Genomic DNA, 23778 nt, shown 5'->3' with positions numbered 1-23778 from the left:
TTGCGCTGACTGGGGCGCCCTCTCGAGCTCATCCCGGCGCGACAGTCGCGTCACAGCAACCGCACAGCGGCGGGCCGGAGCGTGGTTGTCATGAACGCGCTGACCTTCTCCCCCGGGCCGGACACACCGGCCACCGCCAGTCTCCCCGTCACACCTCGGGACTCCTCCGACGACCCCGCCACCGATGGCGACTCCAGCATCGACGCGGGGACCACTGGCCGCTCCCGCCTCCAGCGGTTCCTCCGCGGTGACGCCCACGACCCGACCTGGGCCCGCCCGGCCCTCTTCGGGCTGCTGCTCGCGACGGCCCTCCTCTACACCTACGGCCTGACGAGCAACGGTTGGGCGAACAGCTTCTACTCGGCCGCGGTCCAGGCCGGCAGCGAGTCGTGGAAGGCATTCTTCTTCGGCTCCTCCGACGCGGGGAACGCGATCACCGTCGACAAGCCCCCGGCGGCCCTGTGGGTCATGGCACTGAGCGTCCGCCTCTTCGGGCTCAGCTCGTTCTCGATCCTCTTCCCCGAGGTCCTCATGGGCGTGGCGACGGTCGGCGTCGTGTACGCGACGGTCAAGCGCTACTGGGGCGCCGCCGCCGGTCTCATCTCCGGTGCGGTCATGGCGCTCACCCCCGTCGCCGTGCTGATGTTCCGGTTCAACAACCCGGACGCCCTGCTCGTCCTCCTCATGGCCCTCGGCGCCTGGGCGACGATGCGCTCCATCGAGCGGGGCTCCGCGAAGTGGATGGCGATCGTCGGTGTCTTCATCGGCCTCGGCTTCCTCACGAAGACCCTCCAGGTGCTGCTCGTCGTCCCCTTCTTCGGCATCGCCTACCTCGTCGCCGCCCACACGTCCCTGCGCCACCGGATCATCGGCGCAGCCGTCGGTGTCGGCGCCATGGTCCTCTCGGCCGGCTGGTGGGTCGCGATCGTCGAACTCGTCCCGGCGAGCATGCGCCCCTACATCGGCGGCAGCCAGACGAACTCCTTCCTCGAGCTCACCTTCGGCTACAACGGACTCGGCCGGATCAACGGCAACGAGACCGGGTCCGTCGGTGGCGGCGGCGGCTGGGGTGAGACCGGCCTCGGCCGCATGTTCAACGCGAGCATCGGCGGCCAGATCTCGTGGCTCATCCCGAGCGCGTTCATCCTGCTCGCCGTCGGCCTCTGGCTGCGTGGCCGCGCGCCGCGCCACGACGTCCGCCGGGCCGGCTACCTCGTCTGGGGCGGATGGCTCGTCGTCACGCTCCTGACGTTCTCGCTCATGGCGGGCATCTTCCACGAGTACTACACCGTCGCCCTCGCCCCCGCCGTCGCCGCCCTCGTCGGCATGGGCTCGGCCGAGGCGTGGGAACGCCGCAGCTCCTGGCTCGGCGTCGGAGCCCTCTCGATCGCAACGCTCGCGGCCGCGATCTGGAGCTTCGTCCTCCTGAGCCGCACCACGGCGTACGGGGATTGGCTTCGCGTCTCGATCCTCGCGCTGGGCATCACCGCGGCTCTCGGGTTCCTCGTCGTCGACCGCCTCCACCGTCGCGCCGTGCCGGCCGTCATCGCGGCCGCACTCGTGACCGCGCTCGCCGGCCCGACGGCCTACAGCCTCACGACCGTGAACTCGAGCTACACCGGATCGATCATCACCGCTGGACCGAGCACCGGAGGCTTTGGTGGTCCGGGAGGCGGCCGTATGCCGGGTGGTGGCGGTATGCCGGGCGGCGGCACCTTCCCGGGTGGTCAGCTTCCCGGGCAGGGGCAGATGCAGGGCCAGGGCCAGGGCCAGGGCGGCACCCCGCAAGGTCAGGGTCAGGCGCCCACCGGCGGCGGAGGCGGCATGGGCGGTCTGCTCGACGCCAGCGCTCCGAGCACCGAGGTCGTGGCGGCCCTGTCCGAGGACGCCAGCAGCTATCGCTGGGTCGCGTCCGCCATCGGCTCGCAGAACGCCGCCGGGCTCCAGCTCGGCACGGAGCTCCCGGTCATGGCGATCGGTGGGTTCAACGGCTCCGACCCGAGCCCGACGCTCGCGCAGTTCCAGGAGTACGTCGACCAGGGCCTCATCCACTGGTTCGCCGGGAGCGGCGGCGGCATGGGTGGTCGCGGCGGCGGCCTCGGTGGCAACGGCACCGCGTCGGAGATCAGCGCCTGGGTTCAGGAGAACTTCACCGCGGTGACGATCGACGGCTCGACGTTCTATGACCTGACGCAACCGCTGGGCAGCACTTCGTCGACCGGCACGTCGTCCACGACAACCACGGCGACGGCGGTATGAGCACCGCCGGCGCCACCACCGTCCTCGACGTCGTCGTGCCGGTGTTCAACGAGGAAGCCACGGTGGGCGCGTGCGTGCGCCGGCTCCATGCGCACCTCGTCGCGACGTTCCCCTATCCGTTCCGGATCACCGTCGCGGACAACGCGAGCACCGACGCCACGTGGGCGACGGCCCAGGCGCTCACCGACGAGCTCACCGGCGTGCGCGCCGTGCACCTCACGGAGAAGGGACGCGGTCGCGCGCTCAAGCAGGTCTGGCTCGCTTCCGATGCCCTTGTCCTCGCATACATGGACGTCGATCTCTCGACCGACCTCGACGCCCTGTGGCCGCTCGTCGCGCCGCTCATGTCGGGCCACTCGGACCTCGCCATCGGGTCGCGACTGGCCCGCGGTGCGCGCGTCGTCCGCGGCGCGCAGCGGGAGGTCATCTCCCGCTGCTACAACCTCGTCCTGCGCGGCGCGCTCGGGGCACGGTTCACCGACGCCCAGTGCGGTTTCAAGGCGATCCGCGGCGATGTCGCCCGGGAGCTCCTCCCGCTCGTCGAGGACACGTCGTGGTTCTTCGACACCGAGCTGCTCGTCCTCGCCGAACGCGCCCAGCTGCGCATCCACGAGGTCCCCGTCGACTGGTACGACGACCCCGACAGCCGCGTCGACATCGTCCGCACCGCGCGCGATGACCTGAGTGGCGTGTGGCGGATGCGGCGCACCCTCACGTCGTCGTCCGCCCCGGTCCGCGCGATCGCGGACCGCATGGGACGGCGTATGCCGGGTGGTCCCCTCGCGCGCCAGGCGGCGAGCTTCGCGGTGATCGGCGTGGCGTCGACGGTGGTGCATCTCGGGCTGTTCGCCCTGCTCCGGCAGGGGCTGGCGTCGGCGACCGTGGCCAATGCTCTCGCGCTCTTCATCGCCACCGTCGCGAACACCGCGTGGAACCGGCACTGGACTTTTGGTGTGCGCGGACGCGACGGCGCCGGTCGGCAGCAGAGTCAGGCACTCGTCGTCTTCGTGCTGACCCTGGCGTTGACGACCGCCGGCCTGGGGCTGCTCCACGGCGTGGCTCCGGCTGCGCCCACCTGGGTCGAGACCCTGGCCGTCGCCGTGATGACCGTCCTCTCGACGGTGGTGAAGTTTGTCCTCATGCGGACATGGATCTTCGCTCCCGCGGGCACCATCGAGGCAGGTGAAGCCGAGGTGGGGCGGGTCCTCCGCGAGGGTGACCCCACTCCCTCCGAGGAGGGAAGCGAACGGTGGGCGGCCGGCATACCGTGAAGGCATGCTCATCGCCGAGGAACTCCTGTTGCAGGCAACCCTGCCTGATGGTCGCGTGACGTCGCCGGCCTCCTCCGGCCTGGATCTGGGCCTGGCCGGTGCCCTGCTGAGCGAGCTGGCACTCCTCGAACGGGTGACGCTCACGCCCAACGGTCGCCTCCTGACCCAGAGCCGCGCGCCCATTGGCCAGCCGACGCTCGATGCTGCGCTCGCCGTCTTCGACCAACACCAGGGCAAGAAGCCGAGCAAGGTGCTCGGCAAGGTCGCCAAGGGATTACGACAGCAGCTCTACTCCGGCCTCGCGGCCGCAGGTGAGGTGCGGCCGCAGGAGGCCAAGCGGTTCGGCATCTTCCCCACGACGCATTGGGTTCCCGACCCGCACGGCCGACGCGAGCAGACGCGAGACGCCGTCGCACAGGTCCTCCTCGGCACGGCTGCCGCCGACGCCCGAAGCGGCTCGATCACGTCACTGCTGCTCGCCATCGGCGCGATCCCGTCCCTCTTCGAGGGCCTGGGTGCACTGTCGGGCCGGGAGCTCACCCGACGCGCCAAGGTGATCTCTGAGGGGAACTGGGCCGGCGCCGCGGTCAGCAAAGCCGTCGCCGAGGTGCAGGCCGCCGTCAACGCAGCCATCATCGGCGCGGTCGTCGCGTCCACGGCGAGCGCCGGCGCCTCGAGCAGCTGATCACCAGCGCGGGCCCGACGCACGAGATGGCGGTGGCGCTGACCTCATGCGGAAGGGCTCGCCGGCGGGCGGCGCGACACTGCTGATGAGGGCCTCTGGAGCGGGGTTGGGACGACGGCTCCATGTGGCCCGGCGAGGCCGAAACGGTGGCCGCTTTGCTCGGCGCGTGGCCGGACGGTTACCCTGTTCCGGCTGAGGAGGCGTCGCCTAGTCCGGTCTATGGCGCCGCACTGCTAATGCGGTTTGGGTTTATCGCCCATCGAGGGTTCAAATCCCTCCGCCTCCGCACATGGAATTGCCCCGGGGAGCTTGCGACCCGGGGCTTTTTCATGTGTTGAGGCGGGGGGATGCCGGGAGCGGGCGTGGGCCGGCGAGGCACGAGCCGGGACGGCTCGCTCCGGGCTGATAGTCGGCCGGTAGAGGTCGGGTGAGCTGCCGGTCAGGCGAATGCCCAGGGATCAGAAGAGGCGGGACTCGCTGACCTCGCGCGGCTCCTCGATCTCGAGCAGTCGGGCCTTGCGTTCGAGCCCGCCGGCAAAACCCGTGAGTGACCCGTCGGCGCCGACGACGCGGTGGCACGGGATGAGGATGCTCACCGGGTTGTGGCCGACGGCCTGCCCGACCCGCTGCGCCAACCCGGCGTTGCCGAGTTCGCGGGCGATGGTCCCGTAGGTCGTCGTGGTGCCGTACGGAATCGTCATGAGCAGGTCCCACACCCGCTCGGAGAAGGCGTCGCCGTGAGTCACTGTGGGCACCGAGAAGGTGGTGCGCTCGCCGTCGAAGTACTCCGCGAGTTCGTCACGCGTCGTCTCGAAGAGTCGGTCCCCGCTCGCGGACACGGCGCTGCCGATCGTGCCGACGGCCGGCGGGTGCCAGTGACCCGGGAAATACAGACCCGCGAGCGCGTCCCCCTCGGCCACGGCCATGAGGTCCCCGAGATCGGTCGTGAGCGTCGTGTGCCGGCGCGGCGGTCGAGCCGGCGTGGGCTTCACTGCCGCGCGGCTCGGCGTCAGGGCCTCCGGTGGGGTCGCCGGCAGCGCTGCCGACGCGTCCGTCGGCGGGTCCATCGGGCGAGAGGGCTGCTGCGTCGTCATCACGACCATTCAACGCCACGGGGCCGACAGGTGTGAGTACCGCCGGACATGCAGTGCGCGGCTCAAGGTTCCGAGAAGGACTCTCACGGTGCGTGGGCACCCGTCCCCACCGGCTCGGGCAGCCCTGGCCAGCCTCGTATTGCATGTCCGCCGGTACGCACCGATCCCGTCCGTGCCGGTGAACGAGCGGCTCAGGAGCAGATGTCCGCGTCTGCCTTGCGCGTCTCGATCGTCCCGCTGATCGTCGGCGTCGCCGTGAGCGTCGGGGTGGGGATCGGCTCGTCCCCGATCCGGTTCGGCACCTCGACCACGTTCGGAGCACCAGAGCCGAGGATGACCCGCACCTGCGAGCCCATGCCCTCGACCTCCTTGAGCGTGGCACCGGGGAACGCCGCGGCAACGGTGCGGGCCGAGTCGGCCTTCTCCGGGGAGTGCTCGATGGTCACGCCGCTGGCGACCTCGGTGCCGTTGCTGGAGGTGGGGCTGGGGAAGCCCTGCACCTGGAGCGCCTCGACGGCCTGCTTCGCGAGTCCCGTCACGCCCGCGTCGTTGACGACCTCGACGTCAATCTCGTCGGGAGTCACGGTCAGCGGCTCGGTGTCCGTCGGGCTCGGCTTCGGCTTCGGGGTGGACAGGTCGCGGTCGGTCCGGATGGCCTCCCACAGGTCCTGCGCCGCCGGGGCCCACTGGACGCGGTTCTCGTCCCCCGTATAGGCCTCCGTGGGCACGGTGACGAACTGGATCTTGTCGACGCCGATCCCCTTGACGCTCTCCGCGACGTCCTTCATCGCAGCGACTCCGAAGTCTGGGTCCGTGGTGAGCGACTGGGTCGCAGCGTCGAGGAAACGCAGGAGCTTGTCGGGGCGCAACAGGAGCGAGGACTTCGTCGCTTCCTGGGCGACCGAGGCCATGAATGCCTGCTGTCGCTTGATCCGCCCGATGTCGGAGCCGTCGCCGATGCTCTTGCGGGTCCGGACGTAGCCCAGCGCCTGCTCCCCGTCGAGGGTGTGACGCCCCGCGGACAGGGTGAACTTCGCGTGGCTGTCGTTGATGTCCGTGGGCGTGCACACCGGCACACCGCCCAGCGCGTCCACCATGTTCTTGAACCCGCCGAAGTCGACGACGGCGAAGTGGTTGACGAAGACGTCAGTGTTGCCCTCGATGGTCCGGATGAGACACCCCGGGCCCCCGGTGTTGAAGTTCTGGTTCCACTGCGTGACCTCCCAGTCCGCCACGGGAGCTTCCGCGTCGCAGTCCACCGGCGCCGGGACCATCGAGTCGCGCGGGATGGACACCATCGTCACGGACTTCCGGTCCCCCGAGATGTGCATGAGGATGTTGGTGTCCGAGTGCTGCCCCGGCTCCCAGTCTCCGTCGCCGTAGCTCTCGTTGCCGTCACCCTGACGCACGTCGGAGCCGACCAGCAGGATGTTGAGCGGGCCGCTCGCGACATTGCCGGCAGGCGTGGGTCGGTCTTTGCCGAGCATGCCCGACACATCGAGACGCGAGATGTTGCCGTTGAGTCGGATGTAGGCCGCCACCATGGCCACGACGAGCACCGAGGCCACGGCGCTCATCACGACGAGCCCGCGGCGCCGGCGAGCGCGCCGACGGGCATGCACGGCGTCGGCCCGTTCCCCGCGCGACCGGACCCGCAGCTCACCGCGTTGGGGCGCGACGAGATCGACATCGGTGTCGTCAGGCGCGTCGTGCACGAAATCCTCTTCGTCCCGGGGGCATCGAAACGCGGCGACCGTCCCCTCCCGGCACCGCGCCGATCGAGTGTAGAGGTCGACCCTGAGAGGCTCCTGAGCGCTCCCCCGGCGTGTCCGCGGACAGGGGTGAATGAGCCCGAACGTGACGAGGCCCCCTCCGCCGGTGGCGGGAGGGGGCCTCGCTCAAAGACTGTGGGGAGTCCTCGATCAGAGGGGGCGGACCTGCTCGGCCTGCGGACCCTTCGGACCCTGGGTGACCTCGAACTCGACCTGCTGGTTCTCGTCGAGGCTGCGGTAGCCCTGGGTGTCGATGGCGGAGTAGTGAACGAACACGTCCGGGCCGCCGCCGTCCTGGGCGATGAAACCAAAGCCCTTTTCAGCGTTGAACCACTTCACGGTGCCCTGTGCCATGGGGTAACTCTTTCCTGTGTGTAGCACTCGGACGCAGCAGAATCGCGGCGCCCATGGCTGCACGCAACCAAACCCCAATCACGACCGGAAACCGGGCTCAGACACATCAACGCCCGCCTTCTGTGGAAGCCAGACGGGCGCGTATTGCGACCTGCGAGGAACTGCTGTTGTGCAACCACTCACAAATTTAGCAGCAAACGCGCAGCTCAGCCTCACGAGCGACTCAGCGACACCAAGTGTTCACGGACTGAGAAACGACAAAAGGCGGGGTATGCCGGGTGGCGGGCACCCGGCATACCCCGCCTTTTGCGTGTGGTCCCGCCTCAGGCCTTGACCGCCAGGACTGGGCACATGGCATCGAGGAGAACCTGCTGTGCGGTGCTGCCCGTGACGAGTTTGCCCAGCGGTGAGCGCTTGCGGACGCCGATGACGATGAGGTCGGCCCCGACCTCCGCCGCCACCGAGAGGATCTCGTCCGCCGGGGCCAGGCCACGGGTCATCTGGCGCACGTCGTGGTCGAGCCCGCGGGCCGTGAGTTGCGCGTCGAGCGCGTCGAGGTCCTTCGGGTCGGCGAAGCTGGGTCCCGAATAGTCGCCCAGCACACCGGAATTCACGACAACGAGCTTCTCGCCACGGCGTTCGGCCTCGGCGATGGCGGCCTCGACGGCGGCGAGTCCCTGCGGGTTGGGGACGTAGCCCACGACGACGGTCATGCCGGCGCCGCGAGCTTCTTGGCGCCGGTCATGATCGCCACGCCTTCACCCATGTCGTGCGTCTCGGGGGTGATGACGCCGGCCCGGCCGCCGAGGCGCTGGATGTGGATGCGGTCGGCCACTTCCCACACGTGCGGCATGTTGTGCGAGATGAGGATGACCGACAGCCCCTTGTCGCGCAGCTGCTTGACCATGTCGAGGACCATCCCCGACTCCTTGACGCCCAGCGCGGCCGTCGGCTCGTCGAGGACGACGACCCTGGACCCGAATGCGGCGGCCCGGGCGACGGCGACGGCCTGGCGCTGCCCGCCGGACAGGGTCTCGACGGCCTGACCCATGTTCTGGATCGTCTGGATGCCGAGGTTCTGGACCGATTCCCCGGCGCGGTGCTCCATGCCCTTCTTGTCGAGCATGCGCAGGACCGACCCGAGCGGACCCTTGCGGCGCTCCTCGCGACCGAGATAGAGATTGCTCGCGATGTCGAGCGCAGGGATGACGGCGAGCTGCTGATAGACCGTCTCGATGCCGGCGTCGCGGGCGTCCTGCGGCTTGCGGAACGACACCGGCTGCCCGTTCATCGTGATCGTGCCCGAGTCCGGCACGTAGGCACCGGTGAGGCACTTGATGAGCGTCGACTTGCCGGCACCATTGTCGCCGATCACCGCGAGGATCTCGCCCGGGTAGAGGTCGAGGTCGACCCCGTCGAGGCCGACGACCCGACCGAACGTGATGACGAGGTTGCGTGCCGACAGCACCGGGGCCTGCGCGTAGATGTGTTCCTTGCCGGCCGGGATGCCGCCATGGGCGACGTCCAGGTGCTCGGTTGCTGCGGTGCTCATGACTTCACCTTCCGGATCCACTGGTCGATGGCGACCGCGACGATGACGAGGATGCCCGTGGCGAGCACCCGCCACTGCTGGTCGACCCCCATCTGCGAGAGACCGAACTGCAGTGTCTGGACGATGAGCGCACCGATGAGCGTGCCGATGAGTCGGCCGCGTCCACCGAAGAGGCTCGTGCCACCGATGACGACGGCGGTGATGCTCTGGAGGTTCGCGTCGGGCACGGCGTTGGGCGTGGCGGCACCGGCACGGCCAATCAGGATCCAGGCGGCGAGTCCGTAGACGAGGCCCGCCACGGTGTAGACGGCGAGCAGGACCCGCTTGCTCGGCACACCCGAGAGGCGAGCGGACTCCGGATCGTCGCCGACGGCATACACGTATCTGCCCCAGGCGGTCTGGGACAGGACGTAGGCCATCACCGCATAGATGAGGATGACGACGACGATGCCCCACGTGATCCGGAACTCGCCGATGCCGAACCCCTCGCCGAGGAAGTTGAGCAGCCGCGGGAGGTGCTCGGCCTGGATGCTCGAGCCGCCGGAGTAGAGCAGCGCGATCGCGGTGAAGATGCTCAGCGTGCCGAGGGTGACGATGAACGGCGGCAGGTTGATCCGGGTCACGAGGAGCCCGTTGAGGAAGCCGGCGCCGACGGCGAGGGCCACTCCGATCAGGAGGGCGAGGATGCCGGGCATCCCGTCGTCCTTGGCCAGAGTGGCCATGACCATCATCGACAGCACCATGATCGCGCCGACGGACAGGTCGATTCCGGCCGTGAGGATGATGAGCGTCTGGCCCACCGCGAGGGCCGCGACGATGGCCGTCTGCTGGAGCAGGATGCCCATCGAGTTGGGCGTGAGGAATGTCGGCGTCGCGATGAAGAAGCCGATGAAGGCCGCTACCAGGAGGAACAGCGGGCTGAGCCACGGCCTGCGGTGCAGTTGGTGCTGCACCCGCTGGAGGGGCGACTGCTGCCGCCGAGCGAACTCGGCGGCAGCAGAAGTGACGTCAGTGCTCATCGGTCAGTTGCCCCAGCAGATCTTCGAACCCTCTTCCGAGGTGATGCTCTCGACCCCGTCGGCGGCCTTGTCCGTCACGAGGGCGACCCCGGTGTTCTTGAAGTCGAGGCCGGCGTCGGGGGTGGGCTTCTCACCACCGCGCGCCACCTTGGCGATGGCCTCCATGCCTTGCGTGGCCATCTTCAGCGGGTACTGCTGCGACGTCGCGCCGATGACGCCGTCGGTCACGCTCTTGACCCCGGCGCAGCCGCCGTCGACCGAGACGATGACCGCCGTCTTGTTCGCAGCCTTGAGGGCGGCGTTGGCGCCGACCGCGGTCGGCTCGTTGAGGGTGTAGACGAGGTTGATGTTGGGGTTCTTGGCGAGGCACTTCTCCATCGCGGTGCGTCCACCGTCCTCGGCGCCGTTGGCCGCCTCGTTGCAGACGATGGTGTAGTCGCCACCGCCGGCCGCGGAGTACTTGCCCGTCTTGGCCTCGTCACCGTTCTTCTTCGGGTCGTTGACCGGGATGCCCATGCCCTCGAGGAAGCCCTGGTCGCGGTTGTAGTCGACCGACACGATCTTGTCGGCGAAGAGGTCGAGCAGCGCGATGGTCGCGGGCTTGCCCGCCATCTGGGTCGCGGCCCACTGCCCGATGAGCTTGCCGGCCTCGCGGTTGTCGGTGGCGAAGGTGATGTCGACGGTGTCGGCCGGGTCCGGCGGGGTGTCGAGCGCGATGACGTAGAGGCCGGCGTCGCGGGCCTTCTTGATCGCGGCGTTGACGCCGGTGCTCATCGGCGTGATGAGGATGCCCTTGTCGCCGCGGGCGATGGCGTCCTCGATGGCGGTGATCTGGCCCTGGTCGTCACCCTCCTGCTTGCCGGAGGCGACGGTGAGCTTGACGTTGTTCTTCGTGGCGTCGGCCTTGGCGCCCTCCTGCATGGCCACGAAGAACGGGTTGGTCGAGTCCTTGGTGATGAGCGCGACACCGACCGCGGCCTCCCCGTCTCCCCCGGACTCGGAGTCGCTGGAACGGTTGCAGGCGGCGAGGGTCAGGGCCGTCGATGCGGCGACCGCACAGACGAGGGCGCGAGAGGCGCGGGACGTGGTGCGCATGGAATAGCTCTCCTTTGAGTGTCCGATGACAACGTTGTCAAGGCCATGTATAGGGCCACCTTGCGCCGAGGTCAAGGCATGCCGTACAACTCGTGACGTGATAGTGACATCGTTGTCTGCGTCGCCGGAAGGCGGTGACCCCCGTGCCTGAGCGGTCCGGGCGAGCCACGATGCGCGATGTCGCAGCCCTCGCGGGCGTCAGCATCAAGACCGTCTCGCGGGTCGTCAACAACGAGGCCGGAGTGGCGGAGGGCGTGCGAATTCGGGTGCAGGAAGCCGCTGCTCGCCTCGACTACCGCCACAACCTCGCGGCAAGCAACCTGCGCCGGGGTCGCGGCCTCAGCGGCCTCATCGGCGCCCTGCTCCAGGACGTGAGCAACAGCTTCTCCGCCGCCCTGCTCCGCTCGCTCGAGGACGCCGCCCGTGACCGCGGATCGGCGATCCTCTCGGCGAGCCTCGATGAGGAGCCGGAGCGCGAACGCGCACTCGTCCACGACCTCGTGACGCGTCGCGTTGACGGCCTGGTGCTCATGCCGTCGACGGACCGCCAGGACTACCTCTCGTCCGAGGTACGCGCCGGCCTGCCCGTCGTCTTCGTCGACCGCGAACCGCGGGGAGTGGCCGCCGACTCCGTCACCGTCGAGAACTTCGAAGGCGCCCGAATGGGCGTCGAACACCTTCTCGCACAGGGACATCGGCGCATCGCCTGCCTCACCGACCTCGACGAGATCTACACGGCCCGACGCCGACGCGAAGGCTACGTGGCCGCCTTCGAGGCACGCGGCATACGCCCCGATCCGGCGCTCACCATCTCCGGCGTGCGCGGCGCGGGGGCGGGCGAAGCGGCAGTCGCGGACCTCCTCGACCGGGCCGATCCACCAACCGCCCTCTTCGCCGGGCGCAACGACCTGGCCCAGGGAGCCATCCGGGCCCTGCAGCGCCGCGGGCAGAGCGACGCGATCGCTCTGGTCGGCTTCGATGACTTCCCGCTCGCCGACCTGGTCTCGCCTCCGCTGACCGTCGTCCGCCAGGACGTCGCCCGGATCGGACGCCTCACCGCGGACCTGCTCGTCGCTCGACTCGACGGCGACGACTCTCCACCGCATCGCATCGTCGTCGAGCCGACCCTCGTCGTGCGCGGCTCCGGCGAAATCCCCCCACCCCACTGACCACTTCTTGCGCTGTTGGGACACATCTGCGTGTCCCAACAGCGCAAGAAGTGGGGTGAAACCGCGGCGGCGGGTGTGGGATTTGAACCCACGAGAGCTCTCACTCTGGTCGCTTTCAAGGCGACTGCACTCGGCCACTATGCGAACCCGCCCGGCTCACCGGACGTGCCGGTGACCGATCCACAGGGTATGCCGTCCGCTCCCCGTTCGCGGAACCCGGACTCGCGCTGCGCGACAGACTCCAGCGGCGGACCCGCGACAGGTAGGGTCGGGGGCCAGAACGGAAGGGACCACGCCCCATGCCCAAGATGAGTTTCATGGTCGGCCTCGCGGCCGGCTACGTCCTCGGCGCCCGCGCCGGCAAGCAGCGCTATGCCCAGATCAAGGAGGTCTCGGGCAAGGTCTGGAACAGCAAGCCGGTGCAGAAGCAGGTCGCCGTCGCCAAGGAGAACGCCCGCACCAAGGCCGCCCCCGTCGTCGCCGACTTCGTGGCCGATGCCGCCCGCTCCACCGGCGAAAAGCTGCGCGCCTCCCGCACGATTCCGTCGCAGGTGAGCGACGGACGCGACCGCACCACGGGCGGCGACCCCTGGGTCGTGTCAGGCTCGACGCGCGGCGAGGACCCCTGGGCCAGCGCCACTCGCCATACCGGCAGCTGATTTCACCGGCCGAAGCCGAGCAGCACGACGGGCGGGACCGTCCCCGGGAGGGCGAGATCCGCGAGCAGCATCGCCGTACCCGCTACGCCGTTGGCGAGGGACACGTCGCCGTCGGCTCCGCGCAGCCCGCACGGCCACTCCTCCGGGTCGAGCGGGACACTCCGAACGAACGTGGCCGCGGCGGCCAGCGCCCGCTCCCGATGCTCGGGCACATCGAGCACGTCCGCCGCGAGCGCCACGACCCCCGTGGGGCCTGCGACTCCATGACAGAGGGACCAGCCCGCGGTGAGACCGAGAGCGCCCTGCGTGGCAACGGTGGCGGCGGCCTCGGACATCGCCTGACCGCAGCGCTGCACGGCCATCTCGGCTTCGGCGCGGGTCGTGTCGAGCGACCACGGCAGGTCGAGCCCGGACCCGGCCAACTGCAGCAGGCGGAGGCGGACCGCACCGGCCCCCGCGGCACCGTGGCACCAGAGGTCCGGCCAAGTCGGATCGCCCTCGCGCAGGTCCGGCCACCCACCCCGGGCAGGGTCGGACCACGAGGCCTCCCAGGCGAGCGCGTCGGCTGCAAGGTCGAGAGCGGCAGGCGCCAGCCCCGACCAGACAGCGGCGGCCTCGGCGAGCGCCCAGGCGATGCCCGACGCTCCGTGCGCGAGTCCGCACAGTGGCCGCGCGGCACCACCGGACAGGCGGTGGTCGGGCCAGCTGCGGCCCCATGGTTCGACGCGGGAGCGGTGACGCAGTTCGGCCACGATCGCCGCTGCGTGGTCCTCGTGCCGACGGGCCCGGGCCAAGCCGAGCAGGATCCCGGCGAGGCCGTCGGTGATGTCACTCCCGTCGGCCCAACCCGGGGCGGTTCGGGCGCCGACCCGCGCGAGCAGGTCGACGCCGGCCTCACCGACGAGGAGTCCTGCAGGTGCGTCCGGGCCGGTCGGACGCACCTGCAGGAGTGTGGAGGCACCGGACGCCGCGAGCTCGGCGGCGTCCGGGCGGTTCAGGGCGGTGCCGAGGTGGGTCAGAGCCCACACCACCCCGGCATCGCCGTCATAGAGGGAGCGTCGACCGGCGACGACTCCATGGGCTCGACCGTCCGGGCCGAGTTCCCAGGCGGGCCACGTCGGGCCGCTGCGATCGAGGATGGCCGTTCGGACGAGCAGGTCCACCGCGCGGTGAGCAGCATCGAGGACCGCCGTGGCGTCCTCAGCGCCGCGCACGAGTTGTTCGGGTTCCGGCACCAAGCCCTCCAGTACGGCAGTCACGACGCCACCAAGTCCTTCCCCGTGGTCCGGTGCGGCTGTGCCGGATCGATTCCGCGAGAGGCGAATTCACGCGCAACCGCGTCGAGCCAGTCGGCGTCGGTCGTCGCCTGTGCGTGCCCTTCAACCGCCGCGTATGCCGTCGCGATCGCCTGACAGCGCACCTCGCCGAAGCTCTCTCCCGTGCCGGGGTCGTCGGCCCACCCGACGCCCTCACCGAGTCGGCACGTGAGGGGTGGCGGGTCGCCGATCGACAAACCTGCAGCAAGGACGGCGTCGGCCACGGCAGCGCGCGCGGCATGACGGTTGGGTCCGGCGACGTAGGCGACGACGGCATCCGGACGGTCGAGCAGCTCCGGTCGGGAGGCAACCTTGACCAACCACGAATCGTGGTGTGCCAGAGCGCTGGTCACGGTGCGGATGAGTTCGGCGACCCTCCCCTGGGCGGGTCTGAGGTAGACGCGGATCGTGTCCGCAGGTGGGCGGCGCTGGTCCCAGCCCGCACCCCAAGTGCGCCACCACCCGTCCTGAACGACGGCACCGCGACGCTCGATCACCCGCACCCGGTCGCCCTCTCGTGGCGGGAAGCCGGGTCGACCGCTCGTCGTGACGTACTCACCCCTCGTCAGGGCCCGGCGGCCCGTCGCCGTGTGCACGACCACGACACCGGCGATGCCCGTGGCGATGACCTCCACGTCCTCTTCACCCCACGCCGATGCCGCTGCGTGGGCCACCCGGGCCAGCGAGGCGATCGGTGGGTCCCAGGGACGGGACGGGCGTGCGGAAGGTGGGCGGACGGCATACCAGTGTTGATAGAGACGCTCGCTCGGCGAGGTTCCGTCCGAAGGTTCGCGGAGGACGTCCCGCGCGGCGAGCAGTTCGCGCGCGTGTTCCGCCGAGAACGTCTTCACGACGCCACCTCGACTGCTGCTGCCGTGGCGCGGGCAAGGAGGCGTTCGACGTCGAGGGCGCCCTTCTCGCCCAGCGTCAGGGCGACCTGCCACGCCGTGAGGAGCGCTCGCACGCACCGCCATGCGGCCGTGTGGGAAGCCGGCCCGCAGGCCGTCCAATACGCCTCGAGACAGAGCTGGGCGAGGTCCGACCCCGGCTGGGACAACTCGGTCAGCATGGCGGCGGCGGACGCGAGATCCATTTCAGGAGAACCGTGCCCACCGAGTTCGAAGTCAATGAGGCCAACGCGGACGTCCCCCGCAGGCGAGGTGGTGACCATGACGTTGCCGGGCGAGATGTCTCCGTGGATGAGGTGGGTCGGGCGCCACTGCGCGCGCGCCGCCTCGAGTGCGCGGCGGATCACGGGCGACTCGAGCGCGTCGAGGACGGGCTTCGCGTCGGGGCGGTCGGCCCCGCCCTCCATCGAGGGCGGGAGCTCGTCGAGCAGCGGCCACGGCGTCGGCGCCTTGGGGACACCCGGACCCACCGGGTGGCGGTGGAGGCGCGCCAGGACGCGACCGAGTTCGACGGCGGCGGGTCGCAGCAGCGCCGGGTCCTGCACCACGGACAGTTCCTCACCCGGGAGGGCGGTCATCCACACCGACCCCGGTCCCCCCTGACGGACCGGGGTCGGTGCGAGATTCAGGGACGCGATCGCGTCCAGGAGGGCGGCCTCGGCGCCGACGGTGTCGTCACCGTCGAGCCGGGCCGCTGCCCCAGCCTGCTTGACGTAGCCCACCGGCGCCCCGTCGTGCTCGATGACGTGCACGGCGTTGCTGCGGGAGACGGGTCGCACGCGGACCCGCCCGGCGCGGACGTCTGCCGCGGGAACGAGCCCGTGACGGACGGCCGCGCCGAGCAGGCTGGGGGACGAAGCCACGGCTCAGGCCCCTCCGCCAGAGCCGGAGCCGGAGCCAGTGCCCTCGGAATCCAGCGCGTCGAGCTCCTCCAGGGCGGCGAGGTAGCCACCCCAGTAGGCCTCGTCGGCTGCCGCTTCGACCTCTGTGGCCGAGGTGCCATAGCCGAACCCGCCGCCACCGCGGGACCACTCCTCGATCGGCGGGCGCTCGAACTCGCCACCGCACGCACGCGTCGGGAGGGTGCACCCGGGGCGGGTGAACTCGAGGTCGCAGATCGGGATCTTCGTGACGGCACACGTCGCCGGCCGCGTGACGAAGTCACAGATCGCCGGCTTGGTCACGAGGGTCGGACAGAGCGCCGGGATCTTCGTCTTGATCGTCATGCACCCGATGTCGGTGCGGGTCTTGAGACAGACCGTGATCCGGGTGTTGAAGCACGACAGGATCGGACGGGTCACGGTGAGAACCGGTGCCGTCAGCAGGTCGACGTCGAGTTCGTCGAGGGCGGCCTGGATCGGGTTGGCGAAGGTCATCGACCCGTCGTTGCTTCCGGCGAAGAGGAGGCCGACGACGTTGCGGGACATGTCCTGCACGACCGAGCCCGAGTCCCCGTGGTCCGAGAACCGCGGGTTGCGCGAGGTGTCGGTGTCGATGCGAATCTGGTGCCGCAGCGTCCGCGAGCCCACGTCACTGCCGTAGTTGACGGTGACCGTGAAGTCCGTCGAAGCGACCGTGCCGAACGTGTGCTCGGTCGTGCGGCCACGCTTCTGAACCGCCATGCCGACGGTCGCTGCCGTGCTGCCGGCGACGCCACCGATGCCCGTGACCGTGGCGGTCCACGGCTCCGAGGCGTCCACGGTGATGACGGCGCCATCGATGTTCTCTGAGAGCGCGGCCCGCGTCAGCGACCCGAACTCTCCGGTGGGGGCGCCGCCGTCGACGAGCGACGGCTGCACCTGGCGGTCGCCGACGCTCCACGTGTTGTTGACGCAGGCGACGTGGAAGTTGGTGAGCGCCATCGTCGCGCCACTCGTGCGGTCGCGCACCATGGCGCCGAGCGTGCCGACGAAGACGTAGTTGCCCGGAGCGGGCACGTCCGGCGGCGAGAGGAAGACGCTGCGGCGCGGACCGATGCCGATGCCGCCGGCCAGCGTCGGGTAGTCGCCCGTGTCGACGAGGAGCTCGGCCGCGTCGACCGGCTTGTAGGCCGGCTGGAGCTCGATGACGAGTTCCTGGACGTCGGTCTTGATGCCGTCGATCTCCCTGGGGATCGCGGCCCCCTTGGACAGCTTGGACGTCGGCTTCTTCTGCTCGACGAAGACGACGATGCTCTGCTCCCCCGTCTTCCTGCCGTCGGTCTCCTTCTCGGCGATGTCGACGGCGACGACACCGGGCTTGGCCAGGAGCTCGTCCTCGACGGACTCCTTGACCGGCCTGATGGCCGCGCGCTGCGCTGCCTGCTCGTGCTGTGTTGCCATGACGCACTCCCTTGGATTGGGTGCGAGGCCGCCCCTGCACGGCCCCGACATCACCCAAGGAGCGGCGGGGGCCGGGCCAGATACGTCTCGGCCCAAGAAAAATCTCCGACCGATCGCAAAAAGAGGTGTGCGAGAACGTATCTGGCCGGCTTCCCCGAACTCCTTTCCCGTAACCCACCCCAGTACCTAGGCTGGATCGACGGCATCGGCCGCCAGGGGTTTCGGATTCGAGCTCATGGAAGGCGCTCATGAACCACGACGAGGTTGCACAGGGCCAGGACGGTCGAGAATCCCGACCGCGACTCATCCCTCCGGTTCTCCTCCCGGAGACGGCCGTCCGTCGGCTGAACGTTCGGGTTCTTGACCCGTCGACCGCCACGGTGACCGTGCATCCCAAGGATCGCGAGACGCCGTTGCGGCCCGAACCCACGGCCTACGTCGGAGACGTTCTCCTCCTCCCCGGCGTCATCGGACGGTCGGCCGACCGCAGCCGTGACGCCTTGGCGTCCGTGGCCAAGAACCTTGGGTATGCCGTCCGCCCACTGGAGGATCCTTCCCTCGCCTTCGCGGAGCGCAACGATCTGATCGACGAGCTCGATCGGGTGGGGTTCACGGCGATCCGGTTCGAACCGGTCCGCACGCTGGATCAGGAGGGTTCACCCATCAAGCCCGCGGACGCATGGGAGATCCTCCAGACGGTGCGGCTCTCGGACCCCGAAGCCGTGACCGGTGTTGGCCTGTGCCACGTGATGACGGCCAGTGGCTACGGGCAGGGGGTGGGGTACGGGCAGGGTGTTGGGTACGGACAGGGGGTCGGCTACGGCCAGGGCGTCGGTTATGGGCAGGGCGTCGGTTATGGGCAGGGCGTGGGTTACGGCCAGGGCGTGGGGTTCGGTCCCGGAGGCCGCATGCCAGTGGTCTGGAGCGCCGACGCACCCGAGCGACGCGAGGGTGGTCCCGTCGTGGCAATCCTCGACACGGGTCTGGGGGAGCACGAGTGGTTCACCGACGACCGCACCCACGAGCTCCCGGGACCGGTGAACATGCCCCGGGAGAGCTCGGGAGTCACCATCGATTTGGTCAACGGACAACTCGACCCCCTCGCAGGGCACGGCACCTTCATCGCCGGCGTCGTGCGGCAACACTGCCCCGACGTGCGTATCCTCTCGGCTCCCGTCATGTGGGGTGACGGGGTGGCGGATGAGAAGGACGTCGTCTCGGCGCTCACGGCTCTGCACCTCCGTCAGGTGGCGGCGCTTCGCCACGGAGCGGACACGGGTGAGGCCATCGATGTCGTCTCGTTGTCGCTGGGCTATCGGCACGAGACGCCCGGTGCCTTCGACGACGAATCGGCCCTGCTTCGGGTCCTCAAGGGTCTGACCGAGAACGGCGTGACGGTGGTGGCGTCGGTGGGCAACAACGCCAGCGACGTCGAGTTCTATCCCGCGGCCTTCGCGAACCACTTCCCCTCGGGGAGCGGCGACACGGCCCCCCTGGTGAGCGTCGGCGCCCTCAACCCCGACGGCCGCACGGTGTCGATCTATTCGAACACCGGGCACTGGGTGCAGACCTACGCCACGGCCACGAACGTCGTGAGCACCATGCCCACGACGTTCAATGCGTCGAGCCGGGCCGAGGTCCTGCAGCAGCAGGGATCCTCTGCTCTGACCGGCGTGCCGACGCGGGGCGCCGTTGACTACGACGACTACCGCGGAGGCTTCGGCCTGTGGAGTGGGACGTCCTTCGCGGCGCCTGCCATCGCCGGCCAGATCGCCGCTGCGGTCGGCGCGATGGGTGGCTCTGACGTCCCGAGCCGGGTCAAGAAGGCAGGTGGCGTCGTCGCGGACCTTCTCACCCAGACGACCCACGTCCTCGAGGAGGAGCGATGAATTCCCCCAAGGGCGAGAACACTGGCGCCCGATCCACGGGGCTCGCGGCGGCCGCAGCTCGGGCCTTTGCGCTCCATCGGGCCGGGGACTCCAGTGCGATGGAGGCGCTTGTCGACGACGTGACTCCCTTGTTGTGGCACACGGCCCGATCGCAGGGCGCCGATGCGGCAACCGCCGAGGACGTCGTGCAGACGACCTGGCTGCGGCTCGTCGAGCACAGCGATGCGATCACCGACCCGCAGGCCGTACTCCAGTGGCTGCTCACGACGACCAAGCGGGAAGCCTGGAGTGCAGTGCGTCGCAGCCGCCGAACCGTCCCCCAGGAACCATGGGACGAGCCACCGACCTCCGACCCCACGGGACCGGTGAAGTCGGCGGATCCCGCGATCGCCACCGAGGATGCGCACGCGGCCAGGGCCATGTGGCGCCATGTCGAGAGCCTGCCCGAGCGGTGCCAGCAGTTGCTTCGTCTGGTGGCTTTCGTCGATCGCCCCGACTATTCCGCGGTCAGCGCAGCCCTCGGCATCCCCGTCGGCAGCATCGGTCCGACCCGCGGCCGGTGCCTCGCGAAGCTCCGTGTCGCGCTCCTAGCTGACCCCAGCTGGGAGGTGACGGCATGACCCCCCACGAGAACCAGGAAGACGTCCTGGCAGAGCAAGCCCTCGACGCCGAGGACCTGAGAGCCCTGGGCCTGATCCGAAGCCACTTGAGCCTGGTCGACCCGGTTCCGTTCGGTCTCGGCGAGCGCGTCAAGTTCGCCATGACGGTGGCCAGCCTCGAGGCGGAGATCGCGCATCTCATGAGCGACAGCCTCACCGCCAGCGCCACCCGCGCAACCGAGTACGACCGCGCGACGACGGTGACCTTCGAGAGTACCGGGCTCAGCATCATGGTGACCCTCGAGCCGGTGGACCGCGACAAGGTCCGACTGCGTGGGTGGGTGACTGCCCCCGGGGCCGAAGTGGAACTGCGCGAGCGTTCGCGCAGCCAGGAGGCGATGGCCGACGACGAAGGGCGCTTCGTCTTCGAGCAGGTCGACCACGGCACCGTCCACCTCCTCATCCGTCGGCACGACGAACCCGGCACACGGCCGGTCATCACGCCGGGGATTGAGATCTGAGGGGAGCTCCGACGACACTCGAGTCAGCTCGCGAACTTCACGCCCGGGGCCGGTCGGAGAACACCGCCGGTCACTACCGGAAGGCCGACGCTGCCCTGGCGCGGGCTCTCCGTGCCCTCGAGTCCGTCGGGGAGGACGGTCAGCTCGGGGAGGCCGGGCAAGCCGAGGCCGTCGCCGGCGGGGAGTCGACGAGTGACGAGCGACTGCGTCTCCACGCCCGGATTCTCATCACCCGGGCGATGGCCCGGTTCGGCATCGATGGCCCCGAGGCGGGACTCGCGCTCCTCGATGAGGTGCACCGGATCGTCGACGGCTCCTCCGCTCCTCTGTTGGGTGCCATCGCCCACATCCAGGCCGGGGCGATCAATGTCATGTCGTCGAACTGGTCCGAAGCGCTGGCCGAGCTCGCCCAGGTGGAGCCGCACCTCGATGACCTCACGCCACCGGAGAGGTGCGCGACCCTGATCAATCGCGGCCTGGCCCACCTCTCACTCCAGCAGCTGACGGAGGGCCGAGCCGATCTGGAGGCAGCGCTCACGATCGCCGTGGACCACGACCTGCGGATGGAGGAGTTCAAGGCGCGGCACAACCTCGGGTGCGTGGCGTTCATCGCCGGGGACCTGCCCGCTGCGCTGCGGCTCATGGCCGAGGCCGCCGCTCTCGACGCAGGGGTGGGGCTCGCTCGGGCGCACCTGGATCACGCGAAGGTTCTGTTGGACGCCGGGCTCGTCGATGAGGCAGAGGTGGTGCTCGATCTCGGTCTCGACGCCGCCCACGAGGACCGTCAGCCGCTGGAACGCGGCGACATCCAGATCGATCTGGCCCGAGCCGCGCTGCTCCGAGGCGATCTTGCACAGGCCAGGACCTGGGCTGGCCGGGCGGCACGGACGTTCCGGACCCTGCACGCGACGGGTCGCGCGGACGAGGCGGAGCTCATCGGGGCTGCCATCGACGTCGGTATCGGGAGTCGGCTCGCCCGGGCGGGTGCCGTCGCCGACCGCTGGGACAGCCCGATCGCCACTCAACCCAATGAGCGACTGGCGACTCGGATCCGCGCCGAGGTGGCGCTGGGGCGGCACGACCTCGCGGTGGCCCAACAGGAATTGGATCGGCTCGACACGTCCGCCGTCGTGCCACTGGGCGCGTTCCTCCACGAGCGTCTGCTCGCGGCCCGGATCGCCGCCGCCGACGGTGACCCCGCCCGCTCCAAGGCGCTGATTGCGGGTGCCGCCGAAAGGTTGGCCCGCGACCAAGGCTCGGTCCACAGTCACGAAGTCCGGGCAGGGTTGGCCCTGCACGCAGCGCGGATCCGCGACGCGGACGTGGAGATGGCCACCGACTCGGGGTCCCTGTCCGAACTGTTCGACGCCACCGAGCGCTGGCGGGCGGCATCCCTGCGCGCGGCACCCATCAGCCCCCCGGACGATCCCGAGGTCGGCGCTCTGGTGGGTCGGCTCCGCCAGCTGCGCCGCGACAGTCAGCCCTCAGCAGCGGCAGTGACCGCGGATCGCGACCTGGAGGCAAGCCGACTGCAGGCGGAGATCACCGAGAGACTTCGCCGTACCGTCGGACCAACGGGGCCGCGAGGGCTCCGCGCCGCCACGCTCGACGAAGCCTCCGCGCTTGTGGGGAGCCGCAGGGCCACGGTCATCACGTTCCACGAGGTGCGGGGGACGGTCGTGCGTGTCGTCGTCGGCCCGGACACCACACAGAGCGTGATCGGCCCAGTGGCCGAGGTGGTGGCGGCGAGTTCCCGGGCCATCGCCGATGGGCGAGCTCTCGCCCTCGCCCGACCGACCATGACTCGGTTCCTCGCGCAGGCTCGCGCCTCATCGCTCCGCCGGGTCGACGAGCTTCTGCTGGGCGGCCTCTCTGCGACTGGCACCGTTGTCATCGTGCCCACGGTCGGGTTGGCCTCATTGCCCTGGCGGGCGCTCCCCTCCCTCGCCGGGCACCCTGTCGTCGCGTCACCGTCCGTGACGGCCTGGGCACAACGCAGCACCCCCGAGACTCACTTCCGCGGGGTTGTGGCACTCCCCGGGCCGGGCCTCCCCAGATCGCGCGAGGAGGCGCAGGCGGTCACGAAGGTGTGGGGCCGGCATACCGAATCGGCTTCTGCGACAACCCCATCCGCGTATGCCGTGTCGTCCGATGTGCGTGAGGCGCTGGCTTCCGCGTCGGTCGTCCATCTCGCCGCGCACGGCCATCACGTCGACCAGAGCCCACTCTTCTCGTCGCTCGACATGGCGGACGGACCGGTCTTCGCCCATGAACTCCGAGCGCCCCTGGCCGCCGAACTCGTGATCCTGTCCGCATGCGACGTCGGCAGGAGCCGCGGACGCGTCGGTGACGAACCGCTGGGTCTGGCCGCGGCCCTCCTCAGCCTCGGCGTGCAGTGCGCCGTCGCAGCGACGAACCCCGTCCACGACGACGTCGCAGCCGCGGCGATGATCGCCCTGCACAAACGCCTCGTCGACGGGGTCGATGTCGCAACAGCCCTGCGGGACACCGCAATTGAGGTGGAGGGCGCCGACGCGTTCTGCGCCTACGGCAACACCTGGTCCCGCCCCCAACTCGCCAATTCCTCCCCTCCGGGACGTTGAATCCTTGATGTCCCGGAGGGGAGGAATTGGCGAGTTGGGGACAGGGCGTGTGAGGGATCAGACGATCAGATGAAGAGGGCGGGTTCGCGGAAGAGGGCCTCGTAGGGGTCCTCGCCCGCGTGCTCCGGGTAGCGCACCTTCGCGGGCACGCCCGTTGCGATGGCACCGGACGGAATGTCCTTCACGACAACCGAATTGGCGCCGATCTGCACGTCGTCTCCGACCTCGATGGGCCCGAGGATCCGCGCGCCCGTGCCGATCGTGACCCGGTCGCCGACCGTTGGGTGACGCTTGACCTTGGCCATGGATCGGCCGCCCAACGTGACTCCGTGATAGAGCATCACGTCGTCTCCGACCTCGGCGGTCGCGCCGATGACGACGCCCATCCCGTGGTCGATGAAGAAGCGCTTCCCGATGGTCGCCGCTGGGTGGATCTCCACACCCGTCACAGCTCGGGTCGCCGTGGAGAGCAGGCGCGCCGCAGGCTTGAGATGCGGACGCTGCCACAACTTGTGCGCCACCCGGTAGGACCAAATCGCGTGCAGCCCAGGCGAATTCAGGACGAGGTCCGTGCGCGATGCCGCCGCCGGATCCCGCGCGATGGCGGAGTCGACGTCCTCGCGCACGCTCGCCACCGCTCGCTGGACGCGCGAGCGGAGGCGAGCGAACGGCATACCGGACTCGGGTGAGGT

General features: G+C 69.9%; 22 protein-coding genes and 2 tRNA genes. 10 read left to right on the top strand and 14 right to left on the bottom strand.

What is annotated here, in order from left to right:
* Positions 1-90: 90 nt before the first annotated feature.
* The 4 genes from N803_RS11795 (at position 91) to N803_RS11780 (ending at position 4501) form a co-directional block, all read left to right on the top strand.
* Positions 91-2259: a glycosyltransferase family 39 protein gene (locus tag N803_RS11795; RefSeq protein WP_035905457.1), complete on the top strand. Its 2169-nt coding sequence runs from the start codon at positions 91-93 to the stop codon at positions 2257-2259.
* The gene (locus N803_RS11790) at positions 2256-3530 is read left to right on the top strand and encodes a bifunctional glycosyltransferase family 2/GtrA family protein (RefSeq protein WP_084764439.1); all 1275 of its coding nucleotides are present in this window, start codon (positions 2256-2258) and stop codon (positions 3528-3530) included. Before N803_RS11795 ends, N803_RS11790 begins: the two co-directional genes overlap by 4 nt.
* A gap of 4 nt (positions 3531-3534) precedes the next feature.
* Positions 3535-4215, top strand: a complete 681-nt coding sequence (locus N803_RS11785; RefSeq protein WP_035905456.1) for a GOLPH3/VPS74 family protein — start codon at positions 3535-3537, stop codon at positions 4213-4215.
* 196 nt (positions 4216-4411) lie between these two features.
* A tRNA-Ser gene (locus N803_RS11780) sits at positions 4412-4501 on the top strand.
* Between the two features lie 172 nt (positions 4502-4673).
* Here the strand turns inward: N803_RS11780 and N803_RS11775 are convergent.
* From N803_RS11775 to N803_RS11745, 7 genes are all read right to left on the bottom strand, one after another.
* Positions 4674-5309, bottom strand: a complete 636-nt coding sequence (locus N803_RS11775) for a methylated-DNA--[protein]-cysteine S-methyltransferase (protein ID WP_425402411.1) — start codon at positions 5307-5309, stop codon at positions 4674-4676.
* A 191-nt stretch (positions 5310-5500) separates the two neighbouring features.
* A complete protein-coding gene (locus N803_RS11770) occupies positions 5501-7024 on the bottom strand; it encodes an LCP family protein (RefSeq protein ID WP_035905454.1) in 1524 nt (507 codons plus the stop codon).
* Between the two features lie 207 nt (positions 7025-7231).
* A complete protein-coding gene (locus tag N803_RS11765) occupies positions 7232-7435 on the bottom strand; it encodes a cold-shock protein (protein WP_009776543.1) in 204 nt (67 codons plus the stop codon).
* Between the two features lie 323 nt (positions 7436-7758).
* Positions 7759-8148: a universal stress protein gene (locus N803_RS11760; RefSeq protein ID WP_035905453.1), complete on the bottom strand. Its 390-nt coding sequence runs from the start codon at positions 8146-8148 to the stop codon at positions 7759-7761.
* Complete coding sequence (locus tag N803_RS11755; RefSeq protein ID WP_052112209.1) at positions 8145-8987, bottom strand: ATP-binding cassette domain-containing protein; 843 nt, start codon at positions 8985-8987, stop codon at positions 8145-8147. The genes N803_RS11760 and N803_RS11755 overlap by 4 nt, the downstream gene beginning before the upstream one ends.
* Positions 8984-10006 carry an ABC transporter permease gene (locus tag N803_RS11750; RefSeq protein WP_035905450.1) on the bottom strand — a complete coding sequence of 341 codons (1023 nt, stop codon included), beginning with the start codon at positions 10004-10006 and terminating at the stop codon, positions 8984-8986. The genes N803_RS11755 and N803_RS11750 overlap by 4 nt, the downstream gene beginning before the upstream one ends.
* Positions 10007-10009: 3 nt before the next feature.
* Positions 10010-11101, bottom strand: a complete 1092-nt coding sequence (locus tag N803_RS11745; protein WP_035905447.1) for a substrate-binding domain-containing protein — start codon at positions 11099-11101, stop codon at positions 10010-10012.
* Positions 11102-11244: 143 nt separating this feature from the next.
* Between N803_RS11745 and N803_RS11740 the strand changes: the two genes are divergently transcribed.
* Complete coding sequence (locus N803_RS11740; RefSeq protein ID WP_035905674.1) at positions 11245-12270, top strand: LacI family DNA-binding transcriptional regulator; 1026 nt, start codon at positions 11245-11247, stop codon at positions 12268-12270.
* 67 nt (positions 12271-12337) lie between these two features.
* On the opposite strand, the gene N803_RS11735 is transcribed toward N803_RS11740, so the two are convergent.
* A tRNA-Ser gene (locus N803_RS11735) sits at positions 12338-12422 on the bottom strand.
* Positions 12423-12569: 147 nt separating this feature from the next.
* Between N803_RS11735 and N803_RS11730 the strand changes: the two genes are divergently transcribed.
* On the top strand, positions 12570-12929 hold the full coding sequence (locus N803_RS11730; protein ID WP_035905446.1) for a hypothetical protein: 360 nt from the start codon (positions 12570-12572) through the stop codon (positions 12927-12929).
* Positions 12930-12931: 2 nt separating this feature from the next.
* On the opposite strand, the gene N803_RS11725 is transcribed toward N803_RS11730, so the two are convergent.
* Genes N803_RS11725 through N803_RS11710 form a run of 4 tightly spaced genes read right to left on the bottom strand, consistent with a single transcriptional unit; the run spans position 12932 to position 17474 of the window.
* Entirely contained in the window at positions 12932-14188 is a 1257-nt protein-coding gene (locus N803_RS11725; protein WP_035905444.1) for a lanthionine synthetase LanC family protein, read from the bottom strand.
* On the bottom strand, positions 14185-15096 hold the full coding sequence (locus N803_RS11720; RefSeq protein ID WP_035905443.1) for a T3SS effector HopA1 family protein: 912 nt from the start codon (positions 15094-15096) through the stop codon (positions 14185-14187). Before N803_RS11720 ends, N803_RS11725 begins: the two co-directional genes overlap by 4 nt.
* Positions 15093-16016 (bottom strand): phosphotransferase family protein, encoded by a 924-nt coding sequence (locus N803_RS11715; protein WP_035905441.1) that lies wholly within the window; start codon positions 16014-16016, stop codon positions 15093-15095. The genes N803_RS11720 and N803_RS11715 overlap by 4 nt, the downstream gene beginning before the upstream one ends.
* Before the next feature lie 3 nt (positions 16017-16019).
* Entirely contained in the window at positions 16020-17474 is a 1455-nt protein-coding gene (locus N803_RS11710; protein WP_052112207.1) for a chymotrypsin family serine protease, read from the bottom strand.
* A 248-nt stretch (positions 17475-17722) separates the two neighbouring features.
* Between N803_RS11710 and N803_RS11705 the strand changes: the two genes are divergently transcribed.
* From N803_RS11705 to N803_RS11695, 3 genes are read left to right on the top strand one after another with little or no spacing between them, the layout of a single operon-like run.
* Positions 17723-19363 (top strand): S8/S53 family peptidase, encoded by a 1641-nt coding sequence (locus N803_RS11705; RefSeq protein ID WP_052112206.1) that lies wholly within the window; start codon positions 17723-17725, stop codon positions 19361-19363.
* Positions 19360-19983: an RNA polymerase sigma factor gene (locus N803_RS11700; protein ID WP_035905438.1), complete on the top strand. Its 624-nt coding sequence runs from the start codon at positions 19360-19362 to the stop codon at positions 19981-19983. The genes N803_RS11705 and N803_RS11700 overlap by 4 nt, the downstream gene beginning before the upstream one ends.
* Positions 19980-20483: a hypothetical protein gene (locus tag N803_RS11695; RefSeq protein ID WP_035905437.1), complete on the top strand. Its 504-nt coding sequence runs from the start codon at positions 19980-19982 to the stop codon at positions 20481-20483. The genes N803_RS11700 and N803_RS11695 overlap by 4 nt, the downstream gene beginning before the upstream one ends.
* A 23-nt stretch (positions 20484-20506) precedes the next feature.
* On the opposite strand, the gene N803_RS11690 is transcribed toward N803_RS11695, so the two are convergent.
* A complete protein-coding gene (locus tag N803_RS11690; RefSeq protein ID WP_035905435.1) occupies positions 20507-20698 on the bottom strand; it encodes a hypothetical protein in 192 nt (63 codons plus the stop codon).
* A gap of 24 nt (positions 20699-20722) precedes the next feature.
* On the opposite strand from N803_RS11690, the gene N803_RS11685 reads away from it, so the two are divergent.
* On the top strand, positions 20723-23086 hold the full coding sequence (locus N803_RS11685) for a CHAT domain-containing protein (protein ID WP_035905433.1): 2364 nt from the start codon (positions 20723-20725) through the stop codon (positions 23084-23086).
* Between the two features lie 65 nt (positions 23087-23151).
* On the opposite strand, the gene cysE is transcribed toward N803_RS11685, so the two are convergent.
* Positions 23152-23760 (bottom strand): serine O-acetyltransferase, encoded by a 609-nt coding sequence (gene cysE, locus N803_RS11680; protein ID WP_035905663.1) that lies wholly within the window; start codon positions 23758-23760, stop codon positions 23152-23154.
* Positions 23761-23778: the final 18 nt, after the last annotated feature.

Origin of the sequence: Knoellia subterranea KCTC 19937, from assembly GCF_000768685.1 — a bacterium.
In the GTDB taxonomy this organism is placed as follows: Bacteria; Actinomycetota; Actinomycetes; order Actinomycetales; family Dermatophilaceae; genus Knoellia; species Knoellia subterranea.
This window is presented reverse-complemented; position numbering and strand designations above follow the sequence as displayed.

Bases quoted from the DNA above. Each gene is read 5' to 3' on its own strand.
- N803_RS11795 (WP_035905457.1), top strand. From the start codon at position 91: ATGAACGCGCTGACCTTCTCCCCCGGGCCGGACACACCGGCCACCGCC.
- N803_RS11790 (WP_084764439.1), top strand. From the start codon at position 2,256: ATGAGCACCGCCGGCGCCACCACCGTCCTCGACGTCGTCGTGCCGGTG.
- N803_RS11785 (WP_035905456.1), top strand. From the start codon at position 3,535: ATGCTCATCGCCGAGGAACTCCTGTTGCAGGCAACCCTGCCTGATGGT.
- N803_RS11775 (WP_425402411.1), bottom strand. From the start codon at position 5,309: ATGACGACGCAGCAGCCCTCTCGCCCGATGGACCCGCCGACGGACGCG.
- N803_RS11765 (WP_009776543.1), bottom strand. From the start codon at position 7,435: ATGGCACAGGGCACCGTGAAGTGGTTCAACGCTGAAAAGGGCTTTGGT.
- N803_RS11760 (WP_035905453.1), bottom strand. From the start codon at position 8,148: ATGACCGTCGTCGTGGGCTACGTCCCCAACCCGCAGGGACTCGCCGCC.
- N803_RS11755 (WP_052112209.1), bottom strand. From the start codon at position 8,987: ATGAGCACCGCAGCAACCGAGCACCTGGACGTCGCCCATGGCGGCATC.
- N803_RS11750 (WP_035905450.1), bottom strand. From the start codon at position 10,006: ATGAGCACTGACGTCACTTCTGCTGCCGCCGAGTTCGCTCGGCGGCAG.
- N803_RS11745 (WP_035905447.1), bottom strand. From the start codon at position 11,101: ATGCGCACCACGTCCCGCGCCTCTCGCGCCCTCGTCTGTGCGGTCGCC.
- N803_RS11730 (WP_035905446.1), top strand. From the start codon at position 12,570: ATGCCCAAGATGAGTTTCATGGTCGGCCTCGCGGCCGGCTACGTCCTC.
- N803_RS11710 (WP_052112207.1), bottom strand. From the start codon at position 17,474: ATGGCAACACAGCACGAGCAGGCAGCGCAGCGCGCGGCCATCAGGCCG.
- N803_RS11705 (WP_052112206.1), top strand. From the start codon at position 17,723: ATGAACCACGACGAGGTTGCACAGGGCCAGGACGGTCGAGAATCCCGA.
- N803_RS11700 (WP_035905438.1), top strand. From the start codon at position 19,360: ATGAATTCCCCCAAGGGCGAGAACACTGGCGCCCGATCCACGGGGCTC.
- N803_RS11695 (WP_035905437.1), top strand. From the start codon at position 19,980: ATGACCCCCCACGAGAACCAGGAAGACGTCCTGGCAGAGCAAGCCCTC.
- N803_RS11685 (WP_035905433.1), top strand. From the start codon at position 20,723: ATGGCCCGGTTCGGCATCGATGGCCCCGAGGCGGGACTCGCGCTCCTC.
- cysE (WP_035905663.1), bottom strand. From the start codon at position 23,760: ATGCCGTTCGCTCGCCTCCGCTCGCGCGTCCAGCGAGCGGTGGCGAGC.